This is a genomic window from Phyllobacterium sp. T2-21 (assembly GCF_055378485.1).
In genome coordinates, this window is sequence record NZ_AP027913.1 from 358,733 (window position 1) to 381,772 (window position 23,040).

A 23,040-nucleotide genomic window follows, 5' to 3' on the forward strand; every position below is an offset into this window, starting at 1 on the left:
CCTGAATGACCACATCAGTACAAGATTCCATCGATCTTCGCCGGGAAATGGTGACGACGTGCCGGTTGATGAACTCGAGCGGCGTCAACCAGGGAACGTCGGGAAATCTCTCCGTGCGCACGGATCGCGGATTTCTTGTGACACCGTCGTCCCTGCCTTATGAGACCATGCAGCCGGACGATCTCGTCGAGATGCACTTCGATGGCAGTTATGTGGGGCGGCCGCCATCGTCCGAATGGCGCTTTCACCGCGATATCCTGCAGAAGCGTTCCGATATCAATGTGGTTCTGCATTGCCACTCGGTCTATGCGACAACGCTTGCGTGCCACAACAAGACAATCCCGAGTTTCCACTACATGACCGGGATTGCCGGAGGAACGACGATCCGTTGCGCGCCCTATGCCACCTTTGGAACGCAGGCACTGTCCGACAATGCGATCGTCGCACTGGAGAACAGGCTGGCATGCCTGCTCAGCCAGCACGGTCAGATATCCCTGGGGGTGACGCTTGAATCCGCCCTTTGGCTTGCAATCGAAGTTGAAACCTTGTCGCGCATCTATGTCCAGGCACTCACTTTGGGCGAACCGCCGATCCTGTCAGACGAGGAAATGGAGCGTGTCATCACCCAGATGCGCCAGATAAAATACAGCATGAGCCAGCAGGGCTGAGCCTCTTTCCAGGCGCTTACTGGCTGTTTGTCATGTCGAGAGCACTGGTCAGGTCGCCCAATGGCGGCTGATTGTGGGAGGCAACCGCATCATCACGGACCGTAATCCCATGCAATGTCGGCAATTCGAAACGCTTGGTCAGGAAGCGTAGAATCGAGGTTGTGTCCATCGGCGTGTGATCAACGAAACCGCGGCGGGCGAACGGCGAGACAATGATGGCCGGGATACGGCTGCCAGGTCCCCAACGGTCGCCTTTCGGCGGTGCGGCGTGGTCCCATATACCGCCATTTTCATCGTAGGTGACAACGACCAGCATATGCGGCCATTGCGGGCTTTTTTCCAGATGCCCGATGATGTCGGCAATATGCGCATCGCCCGCCTCGATATCCGCATAGCCGGAGTGCTCGTTCAGGTCACCCTGCGGTTTGTAGAAGGCAACTTGCGGCAGTGTGCCAGTATCGATTGCCTTGATGAATTGCGATCCGGCCAAGCCGCCATCGAGCAGATGCTCGGTGCGTGCCGCTGTTCCCGGCGCAAAATTCGCATAATAGTTGAACGGCTGGTGATGGTACTGAAAATTGGGAACCGGCGTTTTGTTGCCGTGGTCCAGCACATCCTGCCACGCACCGCCATACCAGGCCCAGCTGATATGCTTCAGGCTGAGCATATCGCCGATCGTCGGTTCGGTCTGCGGCGGGAGGGTTGTCGGGTTTGCAGGGTCCGCGGTCGCAGCATCGGCGTTCTTTGCGGGCGTATTGCCGCTCGGCTGATAGGGCGGCTGCATGGTGTTGACGGCGTAAAAGTCCGGGGTGAGATTGCCATCGCCGGTAAATTTTGGGATGCCATCAATCGCGGATTTGGGTGAATTGGCAGCGAGCGTCAACGAGACGCCATCCGGTTCCACCACGGCGACAGAAGGCTTGGCCGGGCTGGTGTCGGCATGGGCGTAATAGGGCGCGCACGCGCATATCAGCCATTGGTGATTGAAGAACGAGCCGCCAAAGCCGCCCATGAAAAATTCATCGGCAAGCGTGTATTTTTGCGCGACCTTCCACATCGCCGTCTTCGAGCCGTCCCAAAGCCCCATGACCATTGCGCCGGAATCGGCATAGGCGACGAACTTATCGTTCTTGCCGCCATTGATCTGCATCTGGTTTTGATAGAACCGGTGCCACAAATCGTGGGTGATTGTACCGAGGGGGAGATTGAACCCCTGGGGATCGTCGACCCGATAGGGGTGATTGGCAAGGTGCTCGGTCTCCGCCTGCGTGACCGGTGGAGTAACGCCCTTTGCGGTCAATCCGCCCCAAACAGGCGGCAATTCGCGTAGCGGAGTGTTGTCGCGGTCAAGCTGGGTGAGCGCTGCGTCCGAAACCCCCTGCAGGCCGTCTGCTCCGGGGAAACTGCCATAAAGATTATCAAAACTGCGGTTTTCTGCGTAGATCACCACCACGGTGTCGATCAGGTTCAGAGAGTCGGAATGACCGTCATTGTATCCGGCCGCCGATGCGGGAGAGAGCCCACCCATGGCGGCACTGATCACCGAAGCGGTCGCAATCATATTTATCCGCATGCTGGCAGTCTCCTTGTCGGCTACATGTTGATAACTTTTCAAGTTTACTCCACCATACCCACAAGCCGTCCAAACGTGCCCGGGGATCTGACGGAGGAAGCTAATCATAAAGCCTCTTGGATACACAAGCACAAAGCACCGGGCGGTGATCCTTTGCATCGTCGCGACGATCAGCGCTGCGGTGGCAGCGCACAGCGCGGTCACGGAAAGTTCAGGCAGAGCCGCGCCGGAACCATCGCGCGCGCAGGTGCGCGAGCAGGTGAAAGCACTTGGCGCGCTCGGTCAGGCCTTGTTTTTCGATCCTGCCTTGTCAGGTTCCGGCAAGCTCTCCTGTGCGTCCTGCCATGATCCGGCCCACGGCTTTGCCGCCGCCAATGGCCTTGCGGTTCAGCTGGGCGGCGGCGATCTGCGGCAGCCTGGGGTGAGGGCGGTGCCGTCGCTCAAATATTTGCAGGCCGTCCCGCCGTTCACCGAACATTTTTTTGAATCGGAAGATGATGCGGACGAGAGCATCGACAATGGCCCGACGGGCGGGCTGACTTGGGATGGCCGGGTCGATCGCGGCCAGCAACAGGCGAGGATTCCGCTGCTTTCCGATTTCGAAATGGGCAACAAAAGCGATGAGGACATTGCCCGGCGGCTGATCGCGGCAGATTACGGCGCCAGGATTGCAGCAGTCGCCGGTCTGCCAAGCACGCCGGACACATCTGTTCTGGTCAATACCGCCCTCAAGGCACTGGAGGTGTTCGAACAGGACTACCGCACCTTTTACCCCTATACGAGCAAGTACGATGCGGTGCTCGCCGGAAAAGCCGTGCTGAACCCGCAGGAAGCCCGAGGCTTGGATCTGTTCAATGCGCCCGCGAAGGGCAATTGCGCGTCATGCCATGTGAGTCAGCGCGGCAATGACGGGACACCGCCGCAGTTTACCGATTACGGTTTGATTGCCTTGGGTGCGCCGCGCAATCCCGAGATTCCCGCAAACAGGGACCTTCATTATTTTGATCTGGGCCTTTGTGGCCCGCTCCGGACGGATTTCTTGAACCGCATGGACTATTGCGGTCTTTTCCGCACGCCCACACTGCGCAATGTGGCGCTTCGCAAGACATTCTTTCACAACGGCGTGTTTCACTCTCTACAGCAAGCCGTTGAATTCTATGTCGAGCGCGAAACCAGGCCAGAGCGTTGGTATCCACGCAAGTCTGATGGCAGCGTTGACAAATATGACGATCTGCCAGTGGACGCCAAAGCCAATGTGAACATGGATCCGCCCTTCGACCGGCATGCCGGAGAAGCGCCGGCTCTCACGCCGGACGAGATCCAGGACGTCATCAGTTTTCTCAATACGCTGACCGATGGTTACACCCCGCCCGAACAATAGCGCTGCCGAGCCGTCAGAGACTTCTTTGTTCAAACAGCAAAGCTCTAGGGTTGTCCGGGCAGGTCAAGCAGCCTTGCCACCTCTGCAACTCCGTTGCCGGATGCGGACAGCGCACCGCTGTCTTTCACATCGACAACGGATCCGTTGGCAAAGCTCAAAGACCAGCCGTCATTGCTGGCATTTCGGCGGCGATCGGTGAGTTCGATGCCAGACGCGGAGATCAGTGCAATGGCTTCATCGGCATCCATGATCGTCGCTCCATCTTAGCGGTTTCCTCGTCATAGTTGAGTCTTCGCGCACAGCTGAGTCAAGCGGAAACCGTCGCCATAGTAAGGTACGACAGGGGCGCCTGCTCTATCTTGCGAAGACGAGCGACTGATGCGCGCCAACCCCTGCTTTGACACCAGCCGCTGCAGCCATTGTTGCATTGGCCATGGGACTGGCTGCATCGCCGGCCGCATAAACGCCCTTGACCGTTGTCTGCATCCAGTCGTCCACACGAATGAATGCACCAAGCGGACCGTCGTCGAAAGCACAGCCAAGTTGTTCCGCCAGCGGGCTGGCCATGCTGGTTTTCGGTGCGGTGAAAACAGCGTCGACAGGCACAACCCTGCCATCACCGAGCCTGACCGCTTCAAGCCGGGGTGCATTGCCCAGTAGCTCGACAACCGGTGTCCGTTCGATCGGTACATTCCTCGCCGCCAGACTGGACAGGTGCTCCGCATCCGGCTCAAACGTATTTTGCGTGAAGTATGTGGCCGGTCCCCAATCCGATATCAGCAGTGCCTGATGTGCCGACAGGGGTGTATTGGCCAAAACGCCCAGTGCTTGGCCGCCAACTTCATAGCCGTGGCAATAGGGGCAGTGAAGAACCGACACGCCCCATCGCTCCGGTAGGCCAGGGATTGCAGGCAGATCATCTTTCACGCCGGTAGCCAGAATGAGACGCATGGCCCGTTTTTCGGTGCCGTCGGCCAACGCGACGGCAAAATGGTCGTCGGCTTTGCCGGCCGATACAGCCACGCTATCGATAAACTCCACTGTCGGGTAGAGGGAAAGCTGCCGCCGCGCATCGCCAATGATATCGCGGGGCCGCCTACCGTCCTGGCCCAGAAAACCGTGGGACGCTTCGGCGAAGCGGTTGCGAGGCAGCCCAGCGTCAATCAGGAGCACGCGCCGGCGAGCACGGGCAATCTGGATGGCGGCGGAAAGACCGGCAAAACTACCGCCGATAACAATGGCATCATAGGTCATGGAAGCTCCTTCACTGTGGGAGGCAAGATATCTCCAATGTCGAGCCGCATCGGAGTTTGAATTAGATAACAACATAAGTTACATGAAAATTTCCGTCAATCGTCATGTAACTTATTCTATTACGTATCGTTGGCATGTGCTAAGCGTGGATGGGGAGAATGACCAGTATGAGACATGACAGCCGCCTATCGAGAATGCTCCATGTTCTGATCCATATGGATCGGCACGACGGTTCGATCACGTCCGACAACATTGCAAAGATGCTGAACACCAATCCTGTGGTGGTGCGGCGAACCATGGCTGGGTTAAGAAATGCCGGCTATGTCCGTTCCGACAAGGGGCATGGCGGCGGCTGGATACTGGCGCGCCCGCTTGATGAAATATCGCTGCTTGACGTGCACCAGGCATTGGGGCGACCGGAAATGTTTGCAATCGGCATAGCCATCGACCACCCGGATTGTCTCGTGGAGCAATCGGTCAACGCAGCCTTGACTGACGCTTTCGACGCGGCGGAACAAATGCTCCTGTCGCGTTTTGCCGAGGTGAAGCTTTCCGATATCGCGCGTGATTTCGACCTTCGATTCCGGAATTTGACCGAAAGGCCGGCACAAACGGTTTGATTGATCAGGCGGCTTCAGGGCGCGCAACGGAGCCGCGGCCGGCCTTGCATCATGATAAGAATAACGCAGAAGGCACCTGCTGCCCGTGTCATGCGGCTTGGAATTGTTCTGCCAACCGGTGTATAGGCAGGTCCGGCAGGGCCTTGCCCGCATGCTAAAGCCCGCATTGTAAGGAAAGACGCGCGTCGACATGACCATAGCGAATTCGCAGAAAATCACCGCATGGGAAGATATCACGGCTGCCGTGAACAATTTTCATCTCGCCGCGCTTCTCGGCTGGCAGGACGTGGCGCAGCGCTACCGGCGCTCCAGCGTGGGCGCCTTCTGGCTGACCATCAACATGGGCGTGCTCATCGGCGCCCTGGGCCTGATATTCGGCACCATTTTCCGCTCGCCCATGTCCGAGTTCCTGCCCTTCATCTGCGTCGGCCTCATCATGTGGGGGTATTTTTCACAGCTCATCAACGAGGGCTGCCTCAGCTTCATCTCCAATACCGAGACGATGCTGCAATTGCCGCTGCCGTTCTTCACCTATGTCCTGCGCACCTGGTGGCGCAACTCGATCATCCTGTTCCACAACATCGTCATTTTCCCCATCGTGCTCTTGCTGTTCGGCAAGTTCATGGGATGGACCGCCCTGCTGGTCTTCCCGGCGTTCGTTCTCGTCTCGCTCAACCTTCTGTGGATGATGGTGGTGCTGGCGGTGGTGTGCACGCGCTACCGTGACCTGACGCAGATCATCCAGAACGTCATGCAGGTCGGCATGTATGTAACGCCCATCATGTGGCAGCCGCACCAGCTGCCGGCGGACAAATCCATGCTGATGCTGGATCTCAACCCGTTCTATCATCTCATCAGCGTGGTCCGCGAGCCGCTGCTCGGGCAGACGGGCACCGCGCTCAACTGGGGCGTGGTTGCCGGCATGGCCATCATCGGATGGATCGTCGCCCTGCTCTTCCTCAACCGCTACCGCTCGCGCATCACCTATTGGCTCTAAACCCTTTCGGCACGCCCCACCCTTTTCCTGCGAAGGCCAACATGACTTCTATGATACTCGATAACGTCACTGTGGATTTTCCGATCTACAATGCGAAAAGCCGGTCCCTCAAGAACCAGGTCATGAGTCTGGCGACGGGCGGCACCATCGGCTCGAACGCCGAAGGCCATGTGATCATCCGCGGCCTGGAATCGATCAGCCTGAGCCTGAACGACGGCGAACGGCTCGGCCTGATCGGGCACAACGGCTCGGGGAAAACCACGCTCCTGCGCGTGATGAGCGGCGTGTACTATCCCTCCGGCGGGCGCATCGCCATCAACGGCAAATGCACCTCGCTGATCAACATCTCGCTGGGCATCGATGCGGAAGCCACGGGGCGGGAAAACATCCGCATCCGCGGCGCGCTGCTCGGCTTTTCCAAGCGCGAGATGGCTGCCAAACAGGCGGAAATCGAAGAATTCTCCGAGCTCGGCAACTTCCTCGACATGCCGGTCAGGACCTATTCGACCGGCATGCAGCTGCGCCTGGCCTTTTCGATCTCGACCGTCATCCAGCCGGAAATCCTGATCATGGACGAATGGCTGGCGGCGGGCGACGAAAGCTTTCAGAACAAGGCCAATGAGCGCCTGCACGACCTCGTCAACAAGACCAAGATCCTGATCATCGCCAGCCACTCCAGGCAGTTGCTCCTCGCCAATTGCAGCCGTATCGTCTGGCTCGAGCATGGCAAGGTCAAGATGGATGGAGATGCCGAAACCGTCGCGAATGCGTATTTTGGAAATCAGTAAACGAAAACACGTTGAGTTGCGGTTCTCAGGTTCAACGATCAATCGATTGTTGAACACATGAAACTTGCGCGCTCATTTCGTGTGATAACGTTAGTTATGCAACGCATAAACGCGCCCTTGACGACGCTTCGGTTTGTCATCCGCAAGTTCGCTGAGTCGGTCCGGATATTTGGCGTGGCCGGTACATTGGGCCGCATAGTTTCCTTCATTCGTACCGGCAGATTGGTTGCCCTTTTTGCTCATCGACGCGCGACATTGCTCTCGACCGTGACAGACAAAAACCAGGATATCCTTACGTCATTCTATGCCGGTAACACGGGGCGACTGGCCTCGGCATTGATGCCGCCACGGGTTCTCATTGTGGCCGAGATGTCGATTCCACAGTGCAAGAAATATCGCGTCATCCAGAAAGTCGAGCTGTTTTCGAGGATCGGTATCGAAGCGACTGCGGTCGACTGGACCGATTTCGATAAGGCCAGGAAACTTCTCCAGACCCACTCAATCGCCATATTTTACCGCGTTCCCGCAGTGCCCGAGGCTATCCTGCTGATACAGGAGGCCAAACGTCTGGGCGTCCACACATTCTGGGAAGTGGACGATCTTGTTTTCGACCCGGAGGGGTATCTTTCCAACAAAAACCTTGAAACCCTTGCACTAGCGGATCGAAAAGGCGTCCTTGAAGGGATGAAACTTTATCGCGAGGCGCTTCTCCTGTGCGATGAAGGCATTGCATCCACCAAAGCCCTCGCAAAGAGCATGAGGGGGATTACAAACAGGAATGCCCTTGTTGTCGAGAACGCCCTCGACACCGATACGCTGCGGATTGCCGAGGGCATCCGCACACGCTTGGCAGAAACCACGAAGCCGCCGAAACATACCGTTACAATCGTCTATGGTTCGGGCACCAGGACGCACGATATTGATTTTTTGGCGGCAAGCGATGCCCTGTTCAATGTCCTGTCGCAACGCCCCAACGTCAGGCTTCGCATCATCGGCAGTTTGACTATAGAAAGCCGGTTCGATACTTTCGCCGAGCGTATCGAACGCTTCTCATTTGTTGGCTTTGATCGCTACCTGGAGCTCCTCGCGGAGGCAGATATTTCAATCGCGCCGCTTGAGGTTTCCATCTTCAATGATGCCAAAAGCAATATCAAATTTCTGGAAGCATCGATTCTCGGCGTGCCTTCGGTCTGTTCTCCTGCCGATGCGTTTCAAGCTGCCGTGGTCGATGGCGAGAATGGTTTTCTGGCGACCAAACCGGCTGAATGGGAGCAAAAACTGCTCCAGTTGGTTGATCAACCTGCGCTTCGCGCCGAAATGGCGCGCAGGGCATGTGAAAGCGTCAATCTGGCCTATGCGCCCGAAAAGATCGCGCACCGGCAACTGATGCCGCTGGTAGAGCGGTTTCGTCCACGCAATCAGAACGTCACCCGCATACTTCTCGCGAATGTATATTTTTCTCCGCAATCGTTCGGCGGAGCGACCGTGGTGGCCGAAGAGATGGCCCTGCGGCTTGCCCAAAGGGATGACGTGGAGGTGTATGTCTTCACATCTTGGTCAAACAGCCACGCTGCGGATTACGATCTAGTCCGATACAATGCAAAGGGAGCCACGGTCTTCGCGGTAAAAGTACCGGTGGTGCGCACACGCTTGATGGATATCAAAGACGATGCCATGGGCCGGGTGTTTGAAGAGGTGCTTGAGACGATCAAGCCGGATGTCGTCCACCTGCATTCGATACAGACGCTGGGCGTTACCCTAGGCTCCGTCTGCAAGGCCGCCGGCATTCCCTATGCCATAACGCTCCACGACGCCTGGTGGCTATGCGAACGCCAGTTTATGGTAACTGGTGAAGGCAAGTATTGTTTTCAGACGCGTATTGATCCAGCGGTTTGCGCGGTGTGCGTGCCCGACAAAGCCTTCAATCAGCAACGGACCGAACTCGTGCGCAGAAGCCTGATGGAAGCTGACGGGCGGATTTCGCCAAGTGCCTATTTCAAGCAGCTGTACATGCACAACGGCCTGCGGGACGACCAGGTTTTCGTCAACAAGAACGGGATAAAATCGCCCTCACCAGTTTTCACACGCAAACGATCTGATCGTATCCGCTTCGGGTATGTCGGGGGCTCAACAGCAATCAAGGGTTACGATCTCGTCCGCGAAGCTTTTTCTGCGCTGCCGGAATGTGACATTGAGCTGATCATGGTCGATAACACGCTGAACAGCGGTTATAGTAGCGTCAATACCAAGGGACTGAATGCGCGCAATCCCGTCCGCATCGTACCGGCGTATACCCAGGATACCATTGACGAGTTTTTCTCTCACATTGATGTGCTTCTCTTTCCATCCCAATGGAAGGAGAGCTTTGGACTTACGGTGCGTGAGGCGCTGCTTCGTGATATCTGGGTCATTGCGACAGATTCCGGTGGGGCCGTTGAGGACCTGACGGATGGCGAGAATGGCTATATCATTCCTATTTCGCCTGACAGCACTCATCTGCGAACAGCAATGGAAAGGGTCATCGCGAACAGGGCGGCGCTTTCTGTTTACGTCAATCCTTTCAAGAACCGTATACAAAGTTTTGAGGGACAGGCGGCCGAACTTTACGATTATCTTCGTTCTTTGGCGCAAAAGAACGGCAGATAGCACGGCCACTAAGCCGCATCCTAAGCAGCGTCAAACGGTCCGGTCGGGTTCATCCCAGTTCAGGCTCTTGCCGGAAATCAACAAGCATACGTCTCAAAGGGCAATCTCGTGCCGTATTCAATTGATTTGGATATCTGCTATGTCAAGGTGGCTTGAATTCTGTTTGCCAATTGCCCGATCTTGCTACTACCTGCACAGACAGCCCTATTGGTTATCGCTGCAATCCTACCATCGCTGATTTTAAGAGGCGGGGCATGCATAACGTGGAGGAGGAATAAATGCCGATGAGCAACGATTCTAGCGAGAATGCCCGAACCGATATCACAGATACATCGGAAGAGTTGGGTAAGGTATTTTCGCGCGCATCGTTCTGGCCGGTAGACAATATTGTGGCTCAGTCAGCTTGGCTTGAGCACGCGCCATTTGCATTCTGGCTCGTTGATGCATTGCGGCCCCGCACGTTTGTCGAACTGGGAACCCATGGGGGATTCTCCTATTTCGCGTTCTGTCAAGCAGTGCAGAGACTCCAAATCAACACCCGATGCTATGCGGTGGACACGTGGGAAGGCGATGAACATTCTGGCAAATACTCAGAAGCGGTATTTCAATCGGTGAAGACTCACAACGATGACAATTATTCAATGTTTTCTAGCCTTGTGCGGTCGACCTTTGACGAAGCGTGTTCGCATTTCAGCGACGGGACAGTGGATTTACTTCATATTGACGGCCGTCATTTTTTCGAGGACGTAAACCACGATTTCGAGAGTTGGAAGCCGAAATTGTCCGATCGAGCGGTTGTTGTTTTTCACGATACCAACGTCAGAGAGCGGGGTTTTGGCGTCTATAAATTATGGGAAACACTGCGTGAGTCTTATCCTTCCCTTGAATTCTTACACGGACACGGCCTTGGTATTCTGGGCGTTGGGAAGGAATTGCCAACTGCGATGAATGCCGTCTTCGAACTGGCGAAATCTGAGAATGAGATCGGTCCCATAAGGGAAATGTACGCGCGCCTCGGCGCAGTGATCAAGGCCGAATCTGATATCCGCTTAAAGCAGGAAATTTTAGACGAGAAAACACGAGAACTAAATGAATCTGCAAGACATATCCAGAGTTTAGAGCTTGAGATTGAAGACAAAAGCCGACTGAACGATAGTTTAACAAATGAAATTTCTGCCCTGAAGACAAAATTATCGGAACTGACTGACACAGTGGATGAGCTTCAAAACGAGCTCTCGCAGAAAGCCAGTAAAATCGCTGCCTATGAGCACTCGAGCAGTTGGCGGATCACGGCACCTTGTCGCTTTCTTTGGACACAGGTTCGTAACATTTTGAAAAAATTCGCATCCTCCCAAAAATAATGCTCGCAATAGCTCGTTCAATCCGGGCATCGGCGAGAGGATCGCAATATTCCAAACTGACCTTTGTAGCCGCAGTTATGCAATGCCTTATCATAGTCATATGGCGGCCTGATGTTACACGGTGCAGGTTAATTCCCCCTCAAATCCTTATATTTTCCTTATACCTCCTCTCTGTGTCCCGTCTCGAATTCTTATGTCCGAGGCGGCATAACTCCTTTGCTCAGCAATTTGTCTGAAAATACTTTTGAGTAATGATCGGCAGCATTGATGCTATCTATATAAGGAGTTCTCCAGATGGACTTTATTGTTCTTGGAATTGGTGTTTTGTTCTTTCTCATTTCGCTGGCTTATACAAAAGCCTGCGAAAATTTGTGATCGGAAGGATCAGATAATGACCATCGATTACATTCTCGGAGGTGGAGTGACCTTGTTCCTTCTTGCCTATCTCACTTACGCGCTGGTTCGCCCAGAGCGCTTCTGATCGCCTCTGACACCAGGCTTGGAAAGCTACACCTATGACTCTCAACGGCTGGATACAGATTCTCGTTTACTGCGGGATCATCATCTTACTTGTGAAACCGCTTGGCGGTTACATGACGCGTGTTTTTAACGGCGAGCGCACATTCCTTTCGCCCGTCCTCGTTCCGGTGGAGCGTGGCCTTTATCGTCTTGCCGGAACAAGCGAGCGCGACGAACAACACTGGACCACCTATACGGCTGCATTGCTGCTCTTCAGCTTGGGCGGCCTCATTGTGCTTTATGCCTTGCAGAGGTTCCAGGGAATCCTTCCCTATAATCCCGCCGGCATGACGGCAACGGAACCCGGTCTTGCCTTCAACAGCGCTGTCAGCTTTGTCACCAACACCAACTGGCAGAACTATGGCGGCGAAAGCTCCATGTCCTATCTTGTTCAAATGGCCGGTTTCACGGTTCAGAACTTCGTATCGGCAGCCACAGGCATTGCGATTGCCATCGCCCTCATTCGCGGGTTTGCCCGCACGTCAGGCAAATCCGTCGGCAATTTCTGGGTCGATCTGACGCGAAGCACGCTCTACATACTGCTCCCCATCTGCATCGTTCTGACGCTTGTCTATGTGTATCTCGGTGTTCCGCAGACACTCGGGACCTATGTGGATGCCACAACGCTCGAAGGCGCAAAGCAGACCATTGCCGTCGGCCCCGTCGCATCCCAGCTGGCGATCAAGATGCTCGGCACGAATGGCGGCGGTTTCTTCAATGCAAACTCGGCCCATCCCTTTGAAAACCCGGACGCCATCTCGAACTTCATCCAGATGGTCTCGATCTTTGCGATCGGTGCCGCGCTGACCAATGTTTTCGGCCGGATGGTTGGAAACCAACGTCAAGGCTGGGCTCTCTTCGCCGCCATGGGTGTTCTTTTCCTGGCCGGCGTTATCGCCTGCTACTGGTCGGAAGCCGCCGGCAATCCGTTGGTGCATGCGCTTGGGATCGATGGTGGCAATATGGAAGGCAAGGAGACCCGCTTCGGCATCGCCTTGTCCGCGCTCTTCGCCGTGATCACAACGGCCGCATCCTGCGGCGCGGTCAATGCCATGCACGACAGTTTCATGGCCATTGGCGGCATGCTGCCCATGATCAACATGATGCTGGGTGAGGTCATCATCGGCGGTGTTGGTGCCGGTCTCTATGGCATTCTGCTCTATGTGGTGATCGCGGTTTTCGTTGCCGGGCTTATGGTCGGCCGCACGCCGGAATATCTCGGCAAGAAGATCGAAGCCAAGGAAGTGAAGATGGCCATGCTGGGCGTGCTGTGCCTGCCGCTTGCCATGCTTGGCTTCACGGCGATTGCATGCGTGCTGCCATCGGCTGTCGCTGCGACCGGCAATTCCGGCCCGCACGGTTTCTCCGAAATCCTGTATGCCTATACGTCAGCTGCCGCCAACAATGGCTCGGCATTCGGCGGTCTCAGCGGAAACACCACCTGGTATAATCTGACGCTCGCCATCGGCATGCTCATGGGCCGGTTCTTCGTGATCATTCCGGTCATGGCAATTGCCGGGTCGCTGGTCGTCAAGAAGACCGTTCCGGAATCCGCAGGCACCTTCCCAACCCATGGTGGTTTGTTTGTCGGACTTCTCATTGGCGTCATCCTGATCGTCGGCGGTCTCACATTCTTCCCGGCCCTGGCTGTCGGCCCGATTGTCGAACACCTCGCCATCGGTCTTGGCCAGACCTTCTGATGGAGCCTGTTATGCGTCACGGTTACCTGCAATTCAATGTCCATCCTCGCGCCGGCAAGCTGGCGCGAGGGGCAGCCAAGCGCGTGCGCGCCTCCGATATCATCCTTGGCATGACGCTGGTGATGCTGATCGTCTGGCTTGCGGCATACGCCTGTCTTCACACAGTCACAGCGTCATGATCGCCGCTGTGCCGTTACAAGAATTTCAAAACTGGAGTCTCAAATGAGCCAGTCCAAATCCGCGAGCCTTATGGACTCTCGCATACTCATACCGGCCGTCGGAGGAGCTTTCAAAAAGCTTGATCCACGCAGCCTCATCAAAAACCCTGTCATGTTCGTGGTTGCTGTGGTCTCGTTCCTGACGACGGTGCTGTTCCTCAAGGACCTGGCGACCGGCGGCCGCGATCTCGGATTTTCATTCCAGATCATCGTCTGGCTCTGGTTCACCGTGCTTTTCGCCAATTTTGCCGAAGCCGTCGCCGAAGGCCGCGGCAAGGCACAGGCGGATTCACTGCGCAAGGCGCGCACGGAAACGCAGGCCAAGCTTCTTACCGGCGATGACCGCACCAGCTTCAAACTGGTGCCCGGCACCAAGCTGAAAGTTGGCGATATCGTGCTGGTCGAGGCAGGTGATATCATCCCCTCGGACGGTGAAGTGATCGAAGGCATCGCCTCGGTTAATGAATCCGCCATCACCGGTGAATCCGCTCCGGTCATCCGCGAGTCCGGCGGCGACCGCTCGGCTGTCACCGGCGGAACCCAGGTTCTGTCGGACTGGCTGCGCGTGCGTATCACTGCCGCTGCCGGTTCCACGTTCATCGACCGGATGATTGCGCTTGTCGAAGGCGCGGAACGGCAGAAGACACCCAACGAAATTGCGCTCAACATTCTTCTTGCCGGCATGACCCTGATCTTCGTGCTGGCAACGGCAACGATCCCAAGCTTTGCAACCTATGCAGGCGGCGCCATTCCTGTTGTTGTCCTGGTCGCTCTGTTTGTCACGCTTATCCCGACCACGATCGGCGCGCTCCTCTCGGCAATCGGCATTGCAGGCATGGACCGGCTGATCCAGTTCAATGTTCTTGCCATGTCCGGACGCGCCGTCGAGGCTGCCGGTGACGTCGACACTTTGCTTCTCGACAAGACCGGGACCATCACATTCGGCAATCGCCAAGCAACGGAATTCAGTCCCGTGACCGGCGTGACCGAGCAGGAACTGGCCGATGCGGCGCAGCTTGCCTCCCTGGCCGATGAAACGCCGGAAGGCCGCTCTATCGTCGTACTGGCAAAGGAAAAATATGGCATTCGGGCGCGTGACATGGCGACATTGCATGCCACGTTCGTGCCGTTCACTGCACAAAGCCGCATGAGCGGCGTGGATATCGATGGCTCGTCCATCCGCAAGGGGGCTGTCGATGCGGTTCTCGCCTATGTCAATTCCACAACCGTTGCGACGGGAACCGTCCGGGCAAGCGCAGAGCTGGTGCGTGAGCTGCAGTCCATCGCCGACCAGATAGCCAAGGCAGGCGGGACACCGCTTGCAGTGGTGCGCGATGGCAAGCTGCTCGGCGTCATTCACCTGAAGGATATCGTCAAGGGCGGGATTCGTGAACGCTTCTCTGAACTGCGCCGCATGGGCATCAAGACTGTGATGATCACGGGTGATAACCCGCTGACAGCGGCGGCCATTGCGGCGGAAGCCGGCGTTGACGATTTCCTCGCTCAGGCCACACCTGAGAACAAGCTCTCGCTCATCCGCGACGAACAGGCCAAGGGCAAGCTTGTGGCAATGTGCGGCGACGGGACCAACGACGCGCCGGCGCTTGCGCAGGCCGACGTCGGTGTTGCCATGAACACCGGCACGGTGGCCGCGCGTGAAGCGGGCAACATGGTCGATCTCGACAGCGATCCGACCAAGCTCATTGAAATCGTCGGCATCGGCAAGCAGCTGCTGATGACGCGCGGTGCATTGACGACGTTTTCGATCGCCAACGATATCGCCAAATACTTCGCCATTATCCCGGCAATGTTTCTGGCGTTCTACCCGCAGCTCGCCGCGCTCAACATCATGGGCTTGCAGACGCCGCAAAGCGCCATTCTGTCGGCAATCATCTTCAATGCCCTGATCATCGTTGCGCTCATTCCGCTGTCGCTCAAAGGCGTCAAGTACCGGGCGGTCGGTGCAGGGGCGCTCTTGAGCCGCAACCTTCTGATTTACGGCCTGGGCGGTGTCATCGTGCCATTCATCGCCATCAAAGCGATCGACATGGTCATCACCAGCCTTGGGCTCGCATAAAGGATCATTCCAATGTTAAAACAACTCAAACCCGCGATTGTCATGGTTATCGCCCTTACAGTGATCACGGGTCTCATCTATCCCCTGGGTATGACCGGGCTCTCGCAACTGCTGTTTCCGCACCAGGCCAATGGCAGTCTGATCGAGAAGAACGGCACTGTCATCGGGTCCGAACTGATCGGCCAAGCGTTTGCAGCCGACAAGTACTTTCACGGCAGGCCATCAGCCGCCGGTGATGGATACAATGCGAGTTCTTCCGGTGGCTCCAATCTCGGACCGACTAATCCGAAACTGATCGACCGCATCAAGACAGATGCAGCGGCACTGAAGGAAACCAATAGCGCTGCTCCTGTCCCCATTGATCTGGTTACGGCGTCGGGCAGCGGCCTGGACCCGCATCTTTCTCCGGCCGCTGCCTATTTCCAGATACCGCGCGTGGCGAAGGCAAGAGGTGTCGACGAGGCACGCATTCGCCAGCTGGTGGATCAGAACATACAGGCGCGTGAGCTTGGATTCATGGGTGAGCCGGTTATCAATGTGCTGGCGTTGAATCAGGCACTCGACGGTCTGAAATAAGCCGGTTAGCCTGAAATGCCGGGAACGTGCGATGCGGGTTCCCGGTATTTTCGAAGGGGTCATGACACATGCCTGATGACGGCCGCGACACTGAACGAAGACCATCGCCCGAGGCGCTGCTGGAGAACGCCGAGCGAGAGACCCGCGGTCGATTGAAGATTTTTTTGGGGGCAGCGCCGGGGGTCGGAAAGACCTACGAGATGCTGATGTCCGGACGGGCGGCGGTTGCCGAGGGCATCGATGTTGTTATCGGTGTGGTCGAGACACACGGGCGCAAGGAAACGGAAGCCCTTGTCAAAGGTTTTGAAGTTCTCCCCAAAGCCGGTATCAACTACAAGGACCACCAGCTTGAAGAGATGGACATTGAGGCGATCCTGGCGCGCCGTCCGGCTCTTGTCCTCGTGGACGAACTGGCACACACGAATGCGCCTGGTTCGCGCCATCCAAAGCGTTACCTGGATGTCCAGGAGATTTTAAGACACGACATTGATGTTTACTCCACCCTTAACATTCAGCATGTGGAAAGTCTGAATGATGTCGTGGCCCAGATCACCCATGTGCGTGTGCGGGAAACCGTGCCTGATTCCGTCATCGACGAGGCGGACGATGTTGAAATCATCGATCTCACGCCGGCAGATCTGATCAAGCGCCTGCATGAAGGCAAAGTATATGTTCCCGACACCGCCAAACGGGCGATAGAGAACTATTTCTCTCCGGGGAACCTGACTGCATTGCGCGAGCTTGCCCTGCGCCGCACGGCGCAGCGGGTCGACGACCAGCTTCTCTCGCACATGCAGGCGAACGCGATATCGGGACCCTGGGCTGCCGGCGATCGCGTTGTCGTGTGCATCGATGATCATCAGGGAGGAACCGCCCTTGTCCGCTATGCACGGCGTCTCGCTGACCGGTTGCGTGCGCCGTGGACGGCACTCTATGTGGAAACGCCCGGATCAACCCGGCTCTCGGAAGACGACAAGGATCGCATTGCCTCCACCTTGCGGCTGGCAAGCCAATTGGGGGGAGATGCGATCACGACGCCGGGACGCGATCCGGCGGAGGAGATTGCCCGCTATGCGCGGGAGAACAACGTCACGCACATTGTGACGGGCAAGCCGACAAAGCCGCGCTGGCGCGAGTTCTTCGAAGGGTCGGTGTCGCATGATCTTATCCGGCACGCCGGGAATATCAGCGTGCATGTGATTTCTGGAAACGAACAGAACGGCGAACCGGCACGTCAGAAAGCGCCGGAAACTCCGGAGGGACGTTTCCAGCTCAAGGCCTATCTTCTGAGCACGGCATATGTCGCCGGGGCGCTAGCGGTGGGGCTGCTGATCTCGCGCGTGCTGGATGTGCGCAATATCGCCCTGGTCTTCCTGATGGCCGTGCTTGCTTCGGCAGTGACGGTTGGACTTTGGCCTGCCCTGTTTGCGTCGGTGCTGAGCGCGGTTGTGCTGAACTTCTTCTTCCTTGATCCCCTTTACACCCTGGTCATCAGCGACCCGGAAAGTGTGATTGCGCTTGGCTTCTTTTTCGGTGTCGCTGTGATTGCCAGCAATTTGACGGCGAGGGTGCAGCGGCAGGCCGCGGCAGCGCGGCAACGGGCCAGAACAACGGAAGATCTCTATCTCTTCAGCAAGAAGCTGGCGGGAACGAGTACGCTCGATGATGTCCTGTGGGCCACAGCCTTCCAGATCGCATCCATGTTGAAACTGCGGGTCGTGCTTCTTCTGCCGGAGAAGGGTTCGATTGAAGTGAAGGCCGGCTATCCGCCCGACGACACATTGGATGACGCTGACATCGCGGCAGCGCGATGGGCATGGGAAAACAACCGGGCCGCGGGCAGGGGCGCCGATACCCTGCCGGGCGCAAAGCGGCTTTATCTGCCCTTGCGGACGGGCCGCATGGCCGTTGGTGTCATCGGTCTCGACAGCGACAAGAAGGGGCCTCTGCTGACGCCTGAACAGCAGCGCCTGCTTGACGCGCTGGCCGACCAGGCGGCGGTTGGCATTGAGCGAACACAACTGGCGGCCGATGTGGACAAGGCAAAGCTGGCGGCGGAAGCGGACCGCCTCCGTTCGGCTCTGCTGACATCCATTTCGCATGATCTGAAGACTCCATTGGCTGCCATCATGGGTGCCGCCGGCACCTTGAAGGAATTCTCTCCCGTGCTTGCCGCTGCCGAGTGCTCTGATCTTCTCTCGACAGTCATCGACGAATCCGAACGTCTCAATCGCTTTATTGCCAATCTGCTCGACATGACCCGGATTGAGTCCGGAGCAATGGAACCGAACTTTGCCCATCACTATGCCGGGGATATCGTCGGTTCAGCCCTGAGCCGGGCAAAGAAGATCATTGGAACCCATAAGATCGAGATCTCGATACCGGATGACTTGCCGATGCTGAGGATTGATCCTGTCCTATTTGAGCAGGTGCTTTTCAATCTGCTGGACAATGCCGCGAAATATGCCCCCGACGGTTCAGCTCTGCGGATACAAGCCTGGTCGGATGACGGATCGGTCATCCTTCAGGTGATGGACGAAGGTCCGGGAATTCCCGTTGAGGATCTCGAGCGGGTCTTTGACAGTTTCTACAGGGTGAGCAAGGGCGATCAGGTCAAGGCGGGAACCGGATTGGGACTTTCCATTTCCCGCGGATTCATTGAGGCAATGGGCGGCACAATCACCGCGGAACAAAGAACCGATCGGTCAGGAGCCGTTTTCACCATCCGAATGCCGGCTTCCCGGACCGTTCCCAGCATGGATGCCAGGCCGTGACAAATTCCAGCGTCAGGATCCTTGTCGTGGACGATGAGCAACCCATTCGGAAACTGTTGCGGGTCGGCCTTGGTACGCAGGGCTACAATATCCTGGAGGCTGGGAATGCCACCAGCGCGGCCGAGCAGGCGGAAGCGCATCAGCCCGACCTGATTTTGCTCGACCTCGGTCTTCCCGGTGTTTCCGGTCTCGATCTTCTGCGCCGGTGGCGCGAGAAGGGCTCGGATATTCCGGTGGTCATACTGTCAAGCCGCACCGATGAGCGGGGCATAGTGGAGGCGCTGGAGCTTGGAGCCGATGATTATGTCGTCAAGCCGTTTGGAATGAACGAGCTGGTCGCACGCATTCGGGTTGCCCTGCGGCATCGCCTGCAGCAGCAGGGGGAGTTGCCGGTTTTCGAAACCGGCGGTCTGTCGGTCGATCTGGTGAAGAGAATTGTGAAGGTCGACGGCAATGAAGTGAAGCTGTCGCCGAAGGAATACGATATCCTCCGCGTTCTGGTGCAGCACGCCGGCAAGGTGCTCACGCACCGCTTTCTCCTGTCACAGGTGTGGGGTGGCTCCGCGGATGTCCAGTATCTACGCGTCTACATCCGACAACTCCGGCAGAAAATCGAGCAACTGCCGGATCAGCCGCGATACATCGTGACGGAGACCGGCGTGGGGTATCGCCTGAAAGAAGCTGACTAGGATTGCCGCGTGCTTGTACGCCGGGATTTGCAATTGGAAATGAGAATGAAATTGGCTGATTATCTCAATCTTGATGATGTGATGTACGATCTGGAGGTGTCATCCAAGACGCAGGCACTGCATGCCATGGCGGATATTGTGAGCAGGGATGCGGGAGTTCCGGCGGCGGCTCTCTTGGCTGCGCTGCAAAAGCGCGAACGCCTCGGTTCCACCGGCATCGGACACGGCGTTGCGATTCCGCATACGCGGATGGAAGGGGTCGATAAGCCAAGAGCCTGCCTGGCAAGGCTGAAGAGGGCCGTCGAGTTCGATGCCATTGATGATCTGCCGGTGGATGTCATTCTTATGCTGATCACGCCGGACGTTGAAGCAAACAGGCACTTGAATGTGCTGGCGCATTTTACGCGAAAACTGAGAGTTCCCGGGGTGCTCGAACAAATGCGGGCCGCCGGGGACGCAACGACGCTTTGCGCGTGTCTGACAGATATAGCGTGACAGGCAGCCAAGAGACCGCCTGTCCATCCTATCCAGAAAAATCGATCTAGGCTGATCTGCGATAGCGGCCCTGTCGATGTGACGAGCCGTCAAAGGGCGTGACATGGACTGAAAGATCGGTCCAGGGATCGGCGATGAGACAATCGCCGTCCTGTGCGCACCAGACGGCCCCAGCTTCATGTTCACTTTCACTCACGGCGAAATGGATGGCGGACTCCCTGTCGGCGAAGAGGCCGCCGACAAGGCGTTGCCTGTCGCAAACGACCCAGTAGCCATCCAGATTGCGGCCGACGATGAAACGGCAGCGGGTATTGGAGTTGCCGGGATATTGCATGCTGCTTTCCATCATGTCTTGCTTCCGGGCTGGTGTGATTTCATTGGGAAAAGACTCTAAACGCGCCATGCGAGTGGAGCAGGATGAACCGGGGATTTTTCCCGGAGATTGAACGCTGCATCATCCGAGGCGCCGTGATCAGGAGCGGTAACACCTCCAAGGTGATCCAGGGCGGATGCAATCTGTGCGGCGACATCATCGGCAACGGTGATGAGGGGCAGGCGGACCTCGTCGCGCATGCCGCGCCGGTGTTTCAGTGCGGCCTTGATGGGGCAGGGGTTCGTATCCAGCTCGAAAGCCTCGAGGACAGGTTTCAGCCTCTGGTGAATATACTTCGCCGTTGGCCAATCACCTTTGATGCAGGCATTTTGCAGGGCGACAAAAACGTGGGGCAGGACATTGGCCATGACCGAAATCATTCCGTCGCCGCCCAAAAGGTTGAAGGCGTGGGCTGAAGCATCGTGCCCCGACAGGAGAATGAAGCGATCTCCGAATGCGTTGCGCATCTCTTCGACCCGTCTCACGTCGCCGGTTGCATCCTTGATGCCAAGGATTGAAGGCATCTGCGACAACCGGTCGAGGGCCTGCAAGGAGATATCGACGCCGGTCCGGGACGGTACGTTATAGACAATGACCGGTATCGGAACGCGTGCGGCAATCGCTTCGAAATGACGAACAATGCCATCCTGATTGGGCCTATTGTAAAAAGGCGTGACGATCAAGGCCGCATCCGCGCCGCAGGAAAGGGCAGCGGATGTATGGGCAATAGTCAGTTCGGTACTGCTCGTGCCGGTCCCGGCAATGATGGGTACACGGCCGTTCGATACCTTCAGGCACGTTCTGATGATCCTCAGCCGTTCATCCCAGGTAAGCGTGGACGCTTCTCCCGTGGTTCCGCACGCAACCAGAGCGCTTATGCCGGACTGGATGTGCCACTCCGCCAGTTCGCCGATCGCGTCATAGTCGACATTCCCGTCTTTGAACGGGGTGACGAGCGCTGTCATCGCGCCGGTTAGCCGTGATCGCTCAACTTGACTGTCGCTGTTCATGATGTCCTCTTCTGCATTCCATCCGCGCATGGACAGGAACTGGCTCTGCCGGGCGGCAAACGGACGCGACGGCATTGAAAGCGCGTACCCCTGGAGGCAGGCTTTGCCGGCATCTTGTTCCGTGTCGCTGTCATCTCGCGCAATTCTCGTGTTGAGTACGGCAAATACGTATCAACGCTTCCGATAGGAATTCCATTGCGTGTTCGCGGCAATCATATCAAAAAAGTATAAGGATCAGGGGGGGCGAGGCTGTACCCAGTCGAGCATAGAGATTTCCAGGGCATCAAAACTTATATGAGATTTTTATATTGTGGGTGTGCTGCTGCAATGGATTTCATATGTTGAATTCATTATTTTAAACAGGGACATGAACCAGATATAGTTGAATAGAATGCGCGATCTTACCTACGTTCTGGCTATCATTGCCATCATGCTTCTTGCGTGTCAGGCCAAGCCCAGGTCGGGAATATCACCGCTTCGGACGGCAAAGGTCAGACTCAGCGATGCGGATGTGGCGGTTCTCGTTTTCACGCTCGCCCTGGCCGTCCTCATCGTTGCCATGGCTGTTTCGATCTGATCGCCTGGCAGATACATGAATAGGTACAAGTACGGATACATTGTCATGTGAGTCTGTGATCGTGTGGCGGGGTATTCTCCGCCTGCTCGACGGCAGGGTTTCGGTTTGCCCATTGCTGCTGCCGCCAGACAAGGTCACCTTTTGATGCGCTATCCAGTCTATCTCGTTGACGATGATGCTGCCGTCCGGGAGGGGCTCTGTCTGCTCTTCGAGGCCTACAGGATCAATGTCATTGCTTTTGATGGCCCGTTGACCTTTCTTCGTGAGGTCAGCCTGTTGCCGCCCGGATACCTGCTTCTGGATTTGCAGATGCCGGAGTTGAACGGGCTGGAATTGCAGAAGGAACTGATCGGCAAAGGTATTGACTGGCCTATCATCATTATTACCGGGTATGGAGATCTGAGGAGTTGCCGCACGGCGTTTCAATCGCGTGTCGTTGATTTCCTGGCCAAGCCTGTCGATCCGGAGCAGCTTTTTGAAGCGCTCAGGAAAGCTGAAGTGCTTCTAGAGACTGTTTTGGAAAAGCGAGAGGCTGAAGCGTTGTTCGCATCATTGACCCCGCGCGAAAATGAAATCATCAATCTCGTCTGCCGGGGATGGGGTTCGAAGGAAATTGCAACGTCATTGAACATCTCGTTGCGGACGGTCGATGCTCACCGGGCCAATATTTCCGAGAAACTGGGCACGACATCGGTGGCTGAATTTGTGCAGATGAAAATGAGGGTTCAGTAGGGCATCGACGCG

The 23,040-nt window shown here is 56.6% G+C and carries 22 protein-coding genes; 17 read left to right on the forward strand and 5 right to left on the reverse strand.

Going from position 1 to position 23,040, the window contains the following annotated elements; translation table 11 throughout:
* Positions 1-5 precede the first annotated feature (5 nt).
* The gene (locus ACZ5FP_RS19840) at positions 6-668 is read left to right on the forward strand and encodes a class II aldolase/adducin family protein (protein ID WP_464663855.1); all 663 of its coding nucleotides are present in this window, start codon (positions 6-8) and stop codon (positions 666-668) included.
* A gap of 16 nt (positions 669-684) precedes the next feature.
* Here the strand turns inward: ACZ5FP_RS19840 and ACZ5FP_RS19845 are convergent, their stop codons facing one another.
* Positions 685-2,196, reverse strand: coding sequence for an acid phosphatase (locus ACZ5FP_RS19845; RefSeq protein ID WP_464664030.1), 1,512 nt, complete (start codon positions 2,194-2,196; stop codon positions 685-687).
* A 190-nt stretch (positions 2,197-2,386) separates the two neighbouring features.
* On the opposite strand from ACZ5FP_RS19845, the gene ACZ5FP_RS19850 reads away from it, so the two are divergent.
* Positions 2,387-3,622 (forward strand): cytochrome-c peroxidase, encoded by a 1,236-nt coding sequence (locus tag ACZ5FP_RS19850; RefSeq protein WP_464663857.1) that lies wholly within the window; start codon positions 2,387-2,389, stop codon positions 3,620-3,622.
* Positions 3,623-3,666: 44 nt separating this feature from the next.
* Here ACZ5FP_RS19850 and ACZ5FP_RS19855 read toward each other — a convergent pair whose 3' ends face one another.
* Entirely contained in the window at positions 3,667-3,870 is a 204-nt protein-coding gene (locus tag ACZ5FP_RS19855; RefSeq protein WP_464663858.1) for a hypothetical protein, read from the reverse strand.
* A gap of 106 nt (positions 3,871-3,976) precedes the next feature.
* Positions 3,977-4,876, reverse strand: coding sequence for an NAD(P)/FAD-dependent oxidoreductase (locus ACZ5FP_RS19860; RefSeq protein WP_464663860.1), 900 nt, complete (start codon positions 4,874-4,876; stop codon positions 3,977-3,979).
* A 167-nt stretch (positions 4,877-5,043) separates the two neighbouring features.
* Between ACZ5FP_RS19860 and ACZ5FP_RS19865 the strand changes: the two genes are divergently transcribed.
* The 13 genes from ACZ5FP_RS19865 to ACZ5FP_RS19925 all read left to right on the forward strand — a co-directional run bounded on the left by ACZ5FP_RS19865 (position 5,044) and on the right by ACZ5FP_RS19925 (position 20,336).
* Positions 5,044-5,496 (forward strand): Rrf2 family transcriptional regulator, encoded by a 453-nt coding sequence (locus ACZ5FP_RS19865; protein WP_223614255.1) that lies wholly within the window; start codon positions 5,044-5,046, stop codon positions 5,494-5,496.
* A 190-nt stretch (positions 5,497-5,686) separates the two neighbouring features.
* Positions 5,687-6,493: an ABC transporter permease gene (locus tag ACZ5FP_RS19870; protein ID WP_464663862.1), complete on the forward strand. Its 807-nt coding sequence runs from the start codon at positions 5,687-5,689 to the stop codon at positions 6,491-6,493.
* 41 nt (positions 6,494-6,534) lie between these two features.
* On the forward strand, positions 6,535-7,281 hold the full coding sequence (locus ACZ5FP_RS19875; protein WP_464663864.1) for an ABC transporter ATP-binding protein: 747 nt from the start codon (positions 6,535-6,537) through the stop codon (positions 7,279-7,281).
* 174 nt (positions 7,282-7,455) lie between these two features.
* Positions 7,456-9,927 (forward strand): glycosyltransferase, encoded by a 2,472-nt coding sequence (locus ACZ5FP_RS19880; RefSeq protein ID WP_464663866.1) that lies wholly within the window; start codon positions 7,456-7,458, stop codon positions 9,925-9,927.
* A 278-nt stretch (positions 9,928-10,205) separates the two neighbouring features.
* Complete coding sequence (locus ACZ5FP_RS19885) at positions 10,206-11,288, forward strand: class I SAM-dependent methyltransferase (protein WP_464663868.1); 1,083 nt, start codon at positions 10,206-10,208, stop codon at positions 11,286-11,288.
* Positions 11,289-11,679: 391 nt separating this feature from the next.
* On the forward strand, positions 11,680-11,769 hold the full coding sequence (locus ACZ5FP_RS19890) for a K(+)-transporting ATPase subunit F (RefSeq protein ID WP_163593559.1): 90 nt from the start codon (positions 11,680-11,682) through the stop codon (positions 11,767-11,769).
* Positions 11,770-11,803: 34 nt separating this feature from the next.
* Positions 11,804-13,507 (forward strand): potassium-transporting ATPase subunit KdpA, encoded by a 1,704-nt coding sequence (gene kdpA, locus ACZ5FP_RS19895; RefSeq protein WP_464663870.1) that lies wholly within the window; start codon positions 11,804-11,806, stop codon positions 13,505-13,507.
* 11 nt (positions 13,508-13,518) lie between these two features.
* The gene (locus ACZ5FP_RS19900; RefSeq protein WP_223614240.1) at positions 13,519-13,686 is read left to right on the forward strand and encodes a hypothetical protein; all 168 of its coding nucleotides are present in this window, start codon (positions 13,519-13,521) and stop codon (positions 13,684-13,686) included.
* Positions 13,687-13,729: 43 nt separating this feature from the next.
* Complete coding sequence (kdpB, locus tag ACZ5FP_RS19905) at positions 13,730-15,802, forward strand: potassium-transporting ATPase subunit KdpB (protein ID WP_464663872.1); 2,073 nt, start codon at positions 13,730-13,732, stop codon at positions 15,800-15,802.
* 12 nt (positions 15,803-15,814) lie between these two features.
* Positions 15,815-16,378: a potassium-transporting ATPase subunit KdpC gene (gene kdpC, locus ACZ5FP_RS19910; RefSeq protein WP_105734942.1), complete on the forward strand. Its 564-nt coding sequence runs from the start codon at positions 15,815-15,817 to the stop codon at positions 16,376-16,378.
* A 68-nt stretch (positions 16,379-16,446) separates the two neighbouring features.
* Positions 16,447-19,152, forward strand: coding sequence for a DUF4118 domain-containing protein (locus ACZ5FP_RS19915; protein WP_464663874.1), 2,706 nt, complete (start codon positions 16,447-16,449; stop codon positions 19,150-19,152).
* Complete coding sequence (locus ACZ5FP_RS19920) at positions 19,149-19,841, forward strand: response regulator transcription factor (protein WP_464663876.1); 693 nt, start codon at positions 19,149-19,151, stop codon at positions 19,839-19,841. Before ACZ5FP_RS19915 ends, ACZ5FP_RS19920 begins: the two co-directional genes overlap by 4 nt.
* Before the next feature lie 9 nt (positions 19,842-19,850).
* Positions 19,851-20,336: a PTS sugar transporter subunit IIA gene (locus tag ACZ5FP_RS19925; RefSeq protein WP_464663878.1), complete on the forward strand. Its 486-nt coding sequence runs from the start codon at positions 19,851-19,853 to the stop codon at positions 20,334-20,336.
* A 46-nt stretch (positions 20,337-20,382) separates the two neighbouring features.
* Here ACZ5FP_RS19925 and ACZ5FP_RS19930 read toward each other — a convergent pair whose 3' ends face one another.
* Together ACZ5FP_RS19930 and dapA are read right to left on the reverse strand one after the other, a co-directional pair.
* A complete protein-coding gene (locus ACZ5FP_RS19930) occupies positions 20,383-20,685 on the reverse strand; it encodes a hypothetical protein (protein WP_464663879.1) in 303 nt (100 codons plus the stop codon).
* A 41-nt stretch (positions 20,686-20,726) separates the two neighbouring features.
* Complete coding sequence (gene dapA, locus ACZ5FP_RS19935) at positions 20,727-21,794, reverse strand: 4-hydroxy-tetrahydrodipicolinate synthase (RefSeq protein WP_464663881.1); 1,068 nt, start codon at positions 21,792-21,794, stop codon at positions 20,727-20,729.
* A gap of 316 nt (positions 21,795-22,110) precedes the next feature.
* Here dapA and ACZ5FP_RS19940 point away from each other — a divergent pair, with 316 nt between their 5' ends.
* Both ACZ5FP_RS19940 and ACZ5FP_RS19945 read left to right on the forward strand, forming a co-directional pair.
* Entirely contained in the window at positions 22,111-22,296 is a 186-nt protein-coding gene (locus ACZ5FP_RS19940) for a hypothetical protein (protein WP_464663883.1), read from the forward strand.
* 105 nt (positions 22,297-22,401) lie between these two features.
* Positions 22,402-23,028, forward strand: a complete 627-nt coding sequence (locus ACZ5FP_RS19945) for a response regulator transcription factor (protein WP_464663885.1) — start codon at positions 22,402-22,404, stop codon at positions 23,026-23,028.
* Positions 23,029-23,040 lie beyond the last annotated feature (12 nt).

Coding starts and splice junctions, on each gene's coding strand:
- ACZ5FP_RS19860 (WP_464663860.1), bottom strand. CDS start 4,876: ATGACCTATGATGCCATTGTTATCGGCGGTAGTTTTGCCGGTCTTTCC.
- ACZ5FP_RS19840 (WP_464663855.1), top strand. CDS start 6: ATGACCACATCAGTACAAGATTCCATCGATCTTCGCCGGGAAATGGTG.
- ACZ5FP_RS19885 (WP_464663868.1), top strand. CDS start 10,206: ATGCCGATGAGCAACGATTCTAGCGAGAATGCCCGAACCGATATCACA.
- ACZ5FP_RS19875 (WP_464663864.1), top strand. CDS start 6,535: ATGACTTCTATGATACTCGATAACGTCACTGTGGATTTTCCGATCTAC.
- ACZ5FP_RS19940 (WP_464663883.1), top strand. CDS start 22,111: ATGCGCGATCTTACCTACGTTCTGGCTATCATTGCCATCATGCTTCTT.
- dapA (WP_464663881.1), bottom strand. CDS start 21,794: ATGCCGTCGCGTCCGTTTGCCGCCCGGCAGAGCCAGTTCCTGTCCATG.
- ACZ5FP_RS19855 (WP_464663858.1), bottom strand. CDS start 3,870: ATGGATGCCGATGAAGCCATTGCACTGATCTCCGCGTCTGGCATCGAA.
- ACZ5FP_RS19845 (WP_464664030.1), bottom strand. CDS start 2,196: ATGGGTGGGCTCTCTCCCGCATCGGCGGCCGGATACAATGACGGTCAT.
- kdpA (WP_464663870.1), top strand. CDS start 11,804: ATGACTCTCAACGGCTGGATACAGATTCTCGTTTACTGCGGGATCATC.
- ACZ5FP_RS19900 (WP_223614240.1), top strand. CDS start 13,519: ATGCGTCACGGTTACCTGCAATTCAATGTCCATCCTCGCGCCGGCAAG.
- ACZ5FP_RS19915 (WP_464663874.1), top strand. CDS start 16,447: ATGCCTGATGACGGCCGCGACACTGAACGAAGACCATCGCCCGAGGCG.
- ACZ5FP_RS19930 (WP_464663879.1), bottom strand. CDS start 20,685: ATGATGGAAAGCAGCATGCAATATCCCGGCAACTCCAATACCCGCTGC.
- ACZ5FP_RS19890 (WP_163593559.1), top strand. CDS start 11,680: ATGACCATCGATTACATTCTCGGAGGTGGAGTGACCTTGTTCCTTCTT.
- kdpC (WP_105734942.1), top strand. CDS start 15,815: ATGTTAAAACAACTCAAACCCGCGATTGTCATGGTTATCGCCCTTACA.
- ACZ5FP_RS19865 (WP_223614255.1), top strand. CDS start 5,044: ATGAGACATGACAGCCGCCTATCGAGAATGCTCCATGTTCTGATCCAT.
- ACZ5FP_RS19870 (WP_464663862.1), top strand. CDS start 5,687: ATGACCATAGCGAATTCGCAGAAAATCACCGCATGGGAAGATATCACG.
- kdpB (WP_464663872.1), top strand. CDS start 13,730: ATGAGCCAGTCCAAATCCGCGAGCCTTATGGACTCTCGCATACTCATA.